This window comes from Rothia sp. HMSC066H02, assembly GCF_001814995.1.
Taxonomy (GTDB): domain Bacteria; phylum Actinomycetota; class Actinomycetes; order Actinomycetales; family Micrococcaceae; genus Rothia; species Rothia mucilaginosa.
In genome coordinates this window covers 62611-73751 of the sequence record NZ_KV818674.1, presented here as the reverse complement: position 1 = coordinate 73751, position 11141 = coordinate 62611, and the positions used below count along the sequence as shown (strand labels likewise).

At 55.3% G+C, this 11141-nt stretch carries 5 protein-coding genes and 1 pseudogene; 3 read left to right on the top strand and 3 right to left on the bottom strand.

Features of this window, described 5'->3' with window-relative positions:
- The first annotated feature begins 104 nt into the window (after positions 1-104).
- The 3 genes from HMPREF2999_RS04110 (at position 105) to HMPREF2999_RS04100 (ending at position 8031) form a co-directional block, all read left to right on the top strand.
- Entirely contained in the window at positions 105-1382 is a 1278-nt protein-coding gene (locus HMPREF2999_RS04110; RefSeq protein WP_246823070.1) for a type 1 periplasmic-binding domain-containing protein, read from the top strand.
- A gap of 118 nt (positions 1383-1500) precedes the next feature.
- Positions 1501-5889 (top strand): FtsK/SpoIIIE domain-containing protein, encoded by a 4389-nt coding sequence (locus tag HMPREF2999_RS04105; RefSeq protein ID WP_070675532.1) that lies wholly within the window; start codon positions 1501-1503, stop codon positions 5887-5889.
- Positions 5890-6006: 117 nt separating this feature from the next.
- A complete protein-coding gene (locus HMPREF2999_RS04100) occupies positions 6007-8031 on the top strand; it encodes a serine/threonine-protein kinase (protein WP_070675535.1) in 2025 nt (674 codons plus the stop codon).
- 90 nt (positions 8032-8121) lie between these two features.
- On the opposite strand, the gene HMPREF2999_RS04095 is transcribed toward HMPREF2999_RS04100, so the two are convergent.
- From HMPREF2999_RS04095 to HMPREF2999_RS04085, 3 genes and pseudogenes are all read right to left on the bottom strand, one after another.
- Positions 8122-8784, bottom strand: a complete 663-nt coding sequence (locus HMPREF2999_RS04095; RefSeq protein WP_070675602.1) for a hypothetical protein — start codon at positions 8782-8784, stop codon at positions 8122-8124.
- Between the two features lie 328 nt (positions 8785-9112).
- Entirely contained in the window at positions 9113-9775 is a 663-nt protein-coding gene (locus HMPREF2999_RS04090; protein WP_070675538.1) for a hypothetical protein, read from the bottom strand.
- 2 nt (positions 9776-9777) lie between these two features.
- A pseudogene (locus HMPREF2999_RS04085) lies at positions 9778-11141 on the bottom strand (hypothetical protein); the annotation flags it as partial.

Sequence of the window (11141 nt, the reverse complement as noted above, 5' to 3'; positions counted from 1 at the left end):
GCCGCGAGGGCAGGCGGCTCACTCAGCGCACCGTGGTGTGGTGTGTCAGTCTGTGTGTGCTGTTTAGCCTTGCGGTGGTGGGGATCTGGTATGGCGTGCGCGCTGTGACTCCTCAGCCTTTGCCGCTTGGCACGGGTACGAACCCTGCGTCTGCGGTGACGGTTCAGCAGGCTATTTCTCTTCCTGCGTCTGGTCGTGAGCCTGTTATTGGTGTTGTTGCTACTTTTGGTGATGATGCTGAAGGGTCTGCGTGGCGTCTGAATGCTCAGGGTGCTCGTGTTGCGCAGTACCGTCTGGCTTTGGGTAGTTCTTCTGTGAAGGTTCTTTATGCGAACGATAAGGGAACGGAGCAGGGTGCCCGTGAGGCGGTAGAGAAGCTCTCTTCTGAGGGTGCTTTGGGTATTGTGCTTGCTTCTCGGGGTGAGCATCTTCGGGGTGCTACGGCTGCTGCTAAGGAACGCAATGTTGCGGTGATTGAGGCGTATGACCGGGTAGATGCTGGCGATGGGGTATGGAGTTTTGCTCTGGATCCTGAGCAGGAGAAGCAGGTCTATACGACTGCTATTCGTTCGCTCGCCGGTGCATCCAGCACGGGTTCTTCGCAGCAGCTTGATGGTGTGCGCACCATCCTGCTGGATGCGGGCGAGGGCTCTGCACCGGACCTTCCCTATACGAACCGCGTTCAGGTTTCTGCTGATGAAGACAGCATGAAAGACACTCTCAAGGAGCTGACGCGCCTTCTGGGGGACAAGTCTTCGGGTTCTTCTCCTGTTCTGGTTTTGACGGGTTCAGCGTCGACTCAGGCAAAGGTGCTTCGTTCTCTTCAGAGGGCGGGTATTACTTCTCCGGTGATTGCGGGTGAGGAAGCTTTGACGGAGCCTTTTATGCGTCTTCTTCTGGAGAACGGTGGTTCCTTGACTGACAATATTCGCGTTGTGGGGCGTGTGCAGGCACGTGCTGCGGCGTTGAGTGCTGATGATGCCGGTCGTGCTTCTTCGGCATTTGTGTCGACGGTTGAGCGTATGAAGAATGATTCTTCGCTCAAGGATTTGTCAGGCGAACAATCGTTCTCGAAATCGGCAGTGTGGGCGGATGCTCCCTCCCATAACGCGCTCTTGGCTTTTGCGTATGCCACGAGCCAGGTTCGTGAATACACTCCTGAGGCGGTTCGACGGGTTCTAGGAACCCTTCGTTTGGACGCTAAAGATTCTACGGTCGCGTATCCGTTGGATTTTTCGTCTTCTTACGCCGCGGGCGGGCAGGTGGGCCTTCTTTACCCGACCGCGGAAGCTTCGATGATTCAGGGCGGGTCTTCCTCAACGGATGTGGTGAATCCGCCCGTGTGGATGCTTCGCACGTTCACCTCAGAATCTCGCGACTAGCTTTTCCGAGCAAAGCCTAATCCGTACAGAGCCAGCCCATCACACCCCGGCTTTCGGGTATTACTTCTAGTCCGTCCACCAGCGGGGCTCACGATTTATCTATTTTGGAGAACACCTTATGCGCTTTTTCCTTGAACTTGAAGAGCATAACGGGAGCTATGAACTAGACTCCTGGCAGCCTGAGACGACCATCGCTGATCTCATCCAGGCGACCGGTGGCCCCTCCCTGCCCGCCGACGAGCCGCTGTATTGCGATAACCGCCCGGTGACGGCATCTTCCACCCTGGCGGAGGTCAAGCCGATGGAGGGTATGCGCATCTCTAGAGCACCGCTCTCCTACCCTTCCCTGGTGCAGGGCTGGAGCGTCTGCTTGAGCGGCGGTTCGACGGTTACCCTACCGCACCCTATCCCCTCTTCGCGTCCTCTGGTGGCGGGTCGTTCCCCGTACGCCGACATTGTGCTGCCCACGGCGAGCGCGTCCTGGGAGCATCTGCACCTGCAGGTGGTTCATGATGAGTCGACAAACACTCAGAAGGTGCGCATCACTGACCCGGGTTCTACGAACGGTAGTTTTGTGGACGGTCAGAAAATCCCCGAGGAGGGTCTGACTGTTTCTGAGAGCACCACTATCCATGTTGGGGATTGTGTTCTGACTCTGCAGCCTGCTCCTCAGGAGAAGGCAGCGCCTCGCCCCGGTAGCGCTCCGAATGTGAGCGCGTCGGGTACTGCACCGTTTAACCGTCCGCCGCGTCAGGGTGCATTGAGCGCCCCGGATAAGGTGGAGGCACCTACCCGCAAGAACGTTTCTGACCCGCCAAAGTTCAATATTGCGATGGCGGTGGGCCCGATTATTATGGCGGCGGCAATGGTTGCCATTATGCAGGAGATTCGTTACGCCCTTTTCGCGATGCTCAGCCCCATTCTGAGTATTGGCATGTGGGTGGAGCAGAAACGTCGTCACGCTAAGGATAAGGTGAAGGAGCGTGTGCGTTTTGAGCAGGAAATGGAGAAGTTCAAGGAACGTATTGCTCTGAGTAACCGTGAGGAAATTGAGCGTCTTCACGACCTTGCCCCGGCACCGGATGCCGTTCAGCTGCGGGCGCTTCTTCCTGCAATGACGCTGTGGCGTCGCCGGAGCACCAGCCCTGACCTGTTGACTTTCCATGTGGGTACTGGGCATATCCATTGGGCTCCTGAGCTGACGAAGCCGAGCAATCCTGAGCCTGAGGTTCAGCATATTCTTGAGCACAATACCCTGTGGGATGCCCCGCTGGTTGCTGACCTGCGTGAGGGCGGCGCTATCGGTATTGTCGGTCCGCGTGAGCAGTCTCTTGCCCTGGCGCGTAGCCTGGTGCTGCAGGCGGCGACCCACACGGGTCCTGCTGATATGACGATTGCGGTCTGTGCTGATTCGGCGCGCTCGCAGGACTGGGTGTGGACGTCGTGGCTTCCACACATGCATATGGCGCAGAACCAGCAGATGCGTTGGTTTGCTTCTGGTAAGGAGCAGTCGGATCAGATGCTGCGCTCTCTATACAACGATATTGAGTCTCTTCCGACCTGCGGCCTGTGCGTGGTCGTTGATTCGGATACCCTCACTGAGGGCCGTGAGTCGCCGGCACGCGACCTTTTGGCGTACGGCGATGAAGTGCGTCTGATGGCGAATAAGACTGCTGCTGCGGGCGCTCGCCGTGTTGCCGGTATTGTGCTGGCTTCTTCTGTTGATCGCCTTCCTGCGTCGTGTACTTCGGTCGTGGAGATTGGTGAGGAGGCTTCTATGACCTATTCGGAGCCTCGCCGCCGTTACACGGTCACTGACGGTGTGCTCGCCGGTGTGAGCGCTGAGGATGCTCTTCATGTGGCGCGTACTTTGGCGCATCATGAGGACCCTGAGCGTCTGCTTCTGGGCGGCGGTTTGCCGCAGCTGGTAAAGCTGCCTGAGCTGGTTGGTTTGCCGACACCTCCGGGTGCTGAGGATATTGAGGCGTTTTGGTCGCAGGCTAATGGTTTCAGTACGGAGATTGGTGTGGGCGATTCTGGCGCGTTCACGCTGGATTTGGTGAAGGACGGTCCTCACGGTCTGGTGGGTGGTACCACTGGTTCTGGTAAGAGTGAGTTTTTGCGTTCGTTGGTGGCGGGTTTGGCTGCGCACCATGATCCGAGCCGTTTGAACTTTATTCTGGTTGACTTTAAGGGTGGTGCGGCGTTTAAGACGTGTGAGCGTCTGCCGCATACGATTGGTACTTTGAGCAACTTGGATGCTCAGTTGGCTCACCGCGCTATTGAGTCGTTGGAGGCGGAGATGGATCGTCGTCAGCGCCTGTTTGCGGCTGCTGGCGAGGGTGTGGACAACATTAAGGATTATTTGGCGACGAACCCGCCGGAGCCGATGCCTCGCTTGCTGCTGGTGATTGACGAGTTTGCGATGCTGGCGAAGGACTTCCCGGATGTCCTGTCGTCGCTGGTGAGCATTGGTGCGGTGGGTCGTACCCTGGGTGTGCACATGATTTTGGCGACTCAGCGTCCTGCCGGCGTGGTGAATGATGACATTCTGGCGAATACGAACTTGCGTGTGGCGTTGCGTGTGCAGAGCCGTGAGGATTCTTCGAACGTGATTGGTGTCCCGGATGCTTCGGAGATTTCGCGTTCGCAGATGGGTCGCGCCTACGTGAAGCTGGGCCAGAACGATATTTCGCCGGTGCAGACTGCCTTGGTGACGGGTCAGAGCGGCACTGAGGTGGTGACTTCTCTGGAGGTTCGTGCGACCGATAGTATCGGTATTCCTCGTTCTGAGCGTGCGCGCCCGAAGGTGTCGTCGAGTGATGCGAATGACCTGGATCTGCTGATTGACGCTGTTGTGGCGGCTCATGCGGCTCGTGGTGCGGTTGCTCCTCGTAAGGTGTGGCCTGAGCCGTTGGGTTCGTATGTTGATTTGGCTGATTTTGGTGTGCGTGGCTTCCCTGATCCGGATCTTCCCACTGTGGGGGGCGTCCAGGACGGTGTTCTGATGTGCGCTTTGGGTGATGAGCCTGAGCTGCAGCGTCAGGTGCCTATGGGCTGGAATATTGAGATGAGCAACCTGCTGTTGGTGGGTGTTGCTGGTAGTGGCACGACCACGACGATTCAGTCGGTGGTGCTGGGTTTGGCTCAGCATTATTCGCCGGAGGACATTGATATTGTTCTGGTGGATATGGGCGCTGATGGCTTGTTGCCGTTGGGTTCTTTGCCGCATGTTGTTTCTGCTGTGGGTACCGGTCAGGGCGCTAGGGAACGTCAGGCTCGTTTCTTGCGTTTTGTGAAGTCGGAGCTTGATGCTCGCCGTGCTGATGCGTCACGCCGTAAGCCTCTTTTCATTGTTTTGGATGGTTTTGCGACGCTGCGTGATGAGTTCTCTGACGCTGTGAGCATGGACTTGTTGGCGAATTTCTACCGCGTGTATGCGGATGGTCCTGCTGTTGGTATTCACTGCGTGGTGTCGACGAGCCGCGCGAAGAATATCCCGTCGCAGATTCTTGATGCTTCGTTGCAGACGTGGTTCTTCCAGTTGAGCGATGTCCACGATTATTCCTCGCATGGTATTCGCGGCACGAATGTTCCGGCTGCGGTTCCCGGCCGTTGTGTTGATCCGAAGCGTCTGCGTCAGATGCAGGTGGCTACTCCCGCTGTTGGTGTGGAGGAGGCTGTCTCTATGGTTCGTGAGCGTTTCCCGCAGGCTCCTGCTAAGCGTGATGTAATTGGTCAGCTGCCGACGTGGGTTTCGTGGGAGAGCATGCCTGCCGCTGAGTTTTCTCCGAGCCTGTGGCGTATCCCTGTGGGTATTGCGGAGGCTACGTTGGAGGCGTGCGCTTTCGAGCTATACGAGGGTGAGCACGCCATGGTTGCGGGTAATCCGCGTTCGGGTAAGTCTTCTCTGCTGGTTGCGTTTGCTCGTCTGGTTTCTCGGGCGAGGGCTGCGGCGGAGCAGTCGGTATCTGCCGCGTTGGCGTCTGGTGATGCCACCGCGGCAGAGAACGCACGCATGGATGCCGCTGAGGTTCCGGAGGTTTGGGCTGTCTTCGATCAGCGTTCAGGTCTGGTGAATGCGCCGGAGGGCGTTTTTGACCGGGTGTTTGAGAGCAAGAATGCTTCTGCTCAGGTGCAGGCGGCTTTGCAGGATGCCGCGGGCCCGGTGCTGTTGCTGATTGATGACGGCGACCGTGTGGATGACCCGATGAACGTTTTTGATGCGATTGTGAAGGGTGACTTCCCGGACGTTCACATTATTGCTACGGGTAAGCCGACTGATTTGCGTCCTTTGTATAGCCATTGGACGAAGGCTATTCGCAAGTTCCGCACTGGTGCTGTGGTTCAGCCGAATGTTGATACGGATATGGACATGTTCGGTTCTATTCCGAGGCGCGCCCCGGTTCAGCTGAGTGTTGGCCGTGGCTATGCGTTCCTTGCCGGGTCGCCGGTTCTGGTGCAGCTGATGAGTCCTGAGGATTCTCAGCACCGTGGCGGGCTGTAGGGCCTGTCTGGCGTGTGGTGAGGTATGGTGTAACTTTACCGGCTATTTTGCTGTAGGGGTCGCCCCGTCTGGGGAGTCTTCCTGCTTGTTGTGAAGTTGATGTTAAGGAGTTAGCCCGTGACTGTACCTGCTGGTTCGCCGCAGTACTCCGGCTCGGAGCGCCGTGATGCTCATCCTACCCCGCAGGTTGCTGGTCAGCCTGCGGGGGGCTTGGTTGCAGGCGCTCCCCTTGGCTCTTCGTATCGTTTGGTGCGCCGGGTGGGTTCTGGTGCGGTCGGTGAAGTGTGGGCTGCTACGATGAGCGGCTCGTGGGCTCTGTATGCAGCGAAGGTTTTGCGTCCGGAGCTTGCGGAGAACCCTGTGGTTCTTGAGTCTTTTGTGCGTGAGCGTTCGGTGTTGTTGGCGTTGTCGCATCCTCATATTGTGCCGTTGACGGACATGGTGGTTGAGGGTGGCGTGCTGGCTCTGGTGATGGAGTTTCAGCATGGCGGTTCGTTGCGTCAGAAACTGGATTCTGAGGGTCCGTTGCCGGTTCGTTTGGCGTTGAGTCTGATGGTGCAGGTTCTGAATGCGGTGGAGTTTGCTCACCGTCAGGGCGTGATGCATCTGGATATTAAGCCGGAGAATGTTCTGCTGAGCGGTGTTTTGGGGGAGTCTCTGGATCAGCAGGTTCGTGTGGCTGATTTCGGTATTGCTTCTTTTACTGGCTCTGCGGGTTCGGGGGCTTCTCGTTCGTTTTCTGGTACTCCGGGGTATATGGCTCCGGAGCGTTCTGCACATGGTGTGGCTACTCCGGCGGTTGATGTTTATGCGTGCGCGGTGACTCTTCATGAGTTGTTGGTGGCGGCGCGTCCTCTTCCGGCGCGTGGTGGTGCGGTGCAGGTGTCGCCGCAGATTCCGGCTGAGGTGGCTGAGGTGCTTCACGGGATGTTGGCGGAGAACCCGGTTCAGCGTCCTGGTGCGGCTGAGGCTGCCGCTAAGCTGCGTCTTTTGGCTGAAGGTTTCGCGGCTGATACAGTGCTCCCTCGATGGGTTGAGGTGTCTTCGGGTGCTGTGGGGTACACGCCTACGGTGGTTCACGGTGCTGAGCCTGCGGTTTCTGCGGTGCCTGGGCAGAATGTTACGGAGCTGTATGGTGCGGGCATGCCGTCGCTGGGTCAGGCGCAGAATGAGACGGTTATCCGCGCTCCTTTTGTGGTGGAGCAGCCGGTATATGTGCCTGATGAGGTTGTTGAGGAAGAGGAACCTGCCCGTTCGCCGTTGCGCCGCCCGCTGGTGTGGGGCGCTATCCTGGGTTCTTTGATTCTTGTGGGTGTGCTCGCTTTTGTCGGCTTGGGCGGCGGTAAGGGTTCGTCTAAGACGGCTGAGTCGTGGTCTGCTTCGAGCCGTAGTTCGGCGTCTTTGCCGAGTGGTTTGGGTACCCGTATTGAGGGTACGTATAACCCGCGGGATAAGAGTGCCCGTCTGACGTTTGAGTTTTCCTCGCAGAAGTCGGCTCTTCGGGGCGATATTTTGCAGGTGCTTCCCGGTGTTGAGGGTGGTTCGTGTGCTTCGGTGACGTGGGATGCAGGTCAGGCGTCTTCTGGTGTGTCGAAGAATCAGTCGAGTGTGACTGCGGTGGATGTTCCGTGTTCGTGGAATCTGTCTGGGGTGAGTATCCCGGCTAATGGTGTGGTGCAGGTTCGGGCGAATGTGTCTGCTGAGTTTAAGGATTCGCGTGCTTTTGAGGAGTGGGTGAACCGTATTGATTCTGAGACGTCGAAGGCTATTTCTGACCGGGAGGTGCGTTCGACGGCGTACCCGATTCAGCGTTTGCGGTCGATTGAGTTGCGGGTTCCTTCTCGTGTGGTGAATCAGAGCGTTTTGCCGGTGACGGTGGTTCCGGTGTGGCCGAGTGGTGCGGATGAGTTGAATCCGTTGATGGTTTTGCCGCGTACGGGTGAGTTTTCGACGCTGGTTCAGGCGATTTCTCCGGATGCGCAGTTGATTAGTTTTTCGGATGGTTGTTCGGGGCATGTGTTGGTGTCTGAGGATCAGCGGGTGGTGACGGCGCTGTCGGTGACTTCTAAGTGCCGCCTGAACGCGCAGATTGGTAATTTCACGAACCTGTCCAGCAGCGACTTCGCGATTATCACCCGCTAACGGTGACGCTCAGATGAGCTACTGCTGACATGCAGAAAGCCCTTGGGCTGAGAGATAGGCTCTCAGCCCAAGGGCTTTCTCTATACGGTACTACATATCAACGTCGGCAAGACCGGTGACCTTCTCCCGTTCCCTAAAGTAGGAGACTGTCTCAAGACCATTATCTAGCTCATCCACCCGAGCAATATCACCCGGATTATTCATATCAGGCCAACGCTCGTTCTCAATCCTGAACCGCACAATCGCCATGAGCCGGTAATTCTTGTGAATAATCGGGCAGAAGGCAGCAATTAGTTTTCCGGATTTACTGTAGAAAGACACAAGATCCTGGTCGTCTGTAGAGGTTGCCTCATAGTATTCAATGCCGTCAATAGCGTTGAAGGGATAGACGGTCGTGCGTGCCGACCACATACGTTGCTCGATACCTTCGGGAGAAAGCTTCACATAAGCGACATGCACATAACGCAAAAAGGACATGAACATAGCCGATAGCAAAAAGCCCACTATGTCAACCCATATATCTATTGAATCCGGGCCGCCGTATATGTGGGCTACAAACGAAAGGCTGGGGAAGGCGGGGGTAAATATCATAATGAGAGCTTCGCCCTGATTAACTCGTCGAATATAAATACCCTCGCGCTGCCGCTTTTTATCTTTCCAGCGCTGCACTTCGTAATTGATGATGACGTAGAATGTCGCAACTGTCGCGACTAGAGTGAAGATGCCCCAGAAGATAATGAGGAAAGTGCGCATGGTGGGTTCTCGTTTCGTGTGGTTGGTGAATATCCGGAAGCGCGCCACCCGAAGGTGGCGTACCTTCCCCAAGGATACTCTATGCAGCTAAAAGCTCTGATAAGCGGAAATATAGAGCAATATGATGCTCTACGGGCTAACCGACCAGAAGGATAACTAGGCGCAAGGCCCGGGTCAAGACCAGGCGACCATTCACCAACGGGTGGGATTGGGTCCGTATCCGCCCAAGTTTCTTGGCTGACCCTAGGTATGCAAAAGACCCCTGAGCTGAGAGGTAATCTCTCAGCCCAGGGGCTTTCTCTATATTCGAAGCTGATGCCGTGCGGTGCTACATGTCAACGTCGGCAAGGCTAGTGACTTTCTTTAAACCCTTGAAATAAGAAATTGTCATACCCCTCTTATCGAGTATGTCTACCTTCGCTACATCTTCAGGGTTAGTCATATCCGGCCAACGTTTGTTCTCAATCCTGAAACGCACAATCGCCAAGAGCCGGTAATTGTTATGGGTTATCGGATCAAACAAGGCAATCTGGAAGCCAGATTTGGCGTAGAACCCCACCATATCCGGTTCATCAATATCTGGCTTTTCGTAGTACACGACGCGGTTAATCGCATTGAAAGGGTAACGGGTCGGGTTGGAGAACCAGATGCGCTGCTCGACGCCTTCGGAAGAAATCTTCACGTAGGCAACGTGCACATACCGCAAGTATGCGACAAATATCGCTGATACTAACAAGGCCGTTATGTCAATCGTTATACTTGCTGATTCAGGGTCAAAAAATATATGACCTGCAAACATAGCACACGGAAAAACGGGGGTAAATATCGTAATGAGAGCTTCGAGCCGAGTAACTCGTCGGATATAAATACCCTCACGTTGCCGTTGCTTATCTTTCCAGCGCTGCACCTCGTAATTGATGAGGACGTAAAACGTCGCAACTGTTGTGAACGCAGCGAAGATACCCCAGAAGATAATCAAGAAATTGCGCATAACTATTTACCTTCACTAGTTTCAGTAGCAGGTACAGTCGTAGTATCTGTCCCAGCATTAGCTGAATCTTTCATCTCGCTCCTATGAGATTTAATACTACCGGCGCCCGACTTCAACAAGTCTTTCGGAGTACCCAAAATAGCGTCCGTAAAGTCCTTTCCCTTCAACATCTGAGCTCGACGCTCAGAAACAGGCGTCTGGTTCCGTGCAGACTTTTGCAACGCATCACGTTGAAAATTTTTATCCAACCAGCCAAAGGTTGCATTTGCTCCACGCGATGCAAACTCATTAATTACAGTCTGTTTCGTTACACCAGGAACGAATTCCTTGGTGATATCCCATTTTTCCTGAAGTTTTACCTTAATCGGAGCTTTCTCCCCCGGTGCAACTTTACCTTTATACGATTCCTTAATCTTAGTGATTGAATCATTAGTCTTAGACGAAATCTTGTCAGAATACCCAACCTTAACGCCCTTAGCTACACCACCTTTAGCAAGGCCAAAAATTGATGCCGAAGTAAAAGCCTTAGCAGCCTCCCCGGCGTTAAAGTTCTCAGCCTTCCTCGTATAATCCCATACTGCGCCTATGCCCGAGGAAAGACCATCAGCCACAATATCCGGAGCATGTACACTCGCCCTATTTTCCAGCCACTTCCACCCTAATCTTTTATCCTCAATAGCCTGCGCAATACCATCCTTCCGGGCATTAATAAACGAAGCAGCCTTCTCAGCAGGCTTCTGAACCCACGAAGGCACAAGCTTATCAAGACCCTTCTTAGAGGCAGCCTTAGAAGCCACCCTGGAAGCAAACTTCTCAGTATTATTATTCACAAAGCGACTAGCAAACTTCGTCGAATGGGTAATAACCTTAGTGCTGGCGCCTAGAACCGCACCCTTAGCAGCACCCAACCCTGCTTCCTTTAGCACATCCCAACCATCAACCTGACCATTCTTAGTCTTCTCCAAACCAGTTGCAGCGCCTTCCATCGCCCCAGCAACAGCACCAGCTACTATGGCCCAACCCGCTCCAGGAATAAACACTGAACCAACCACTACCGCAACAGCAGCCACCTGCAACCAACGCGCCGCCATAATCGCACCCTTATTCTTGATGCGTTCCTGACGATACTGCTCGTAATCCTCAAACGAAATCGGCGACAAACCCCACGGATCCACCAAAGAAACCGGGTTACCACCCACCAGCGAGAACGGATCAGAACCCCAACCAGCACCCACCGGCGCAGCCAAAGGATCAGGCGCCGTAAAACGAGCCACACGCGAATCCACCACGCGGGCACCCAACACCTCAAAACCGGTAGAGCCCAGCACCAGGCCCGAAGCCGCAGAAACACCAACCAGCGAATCCG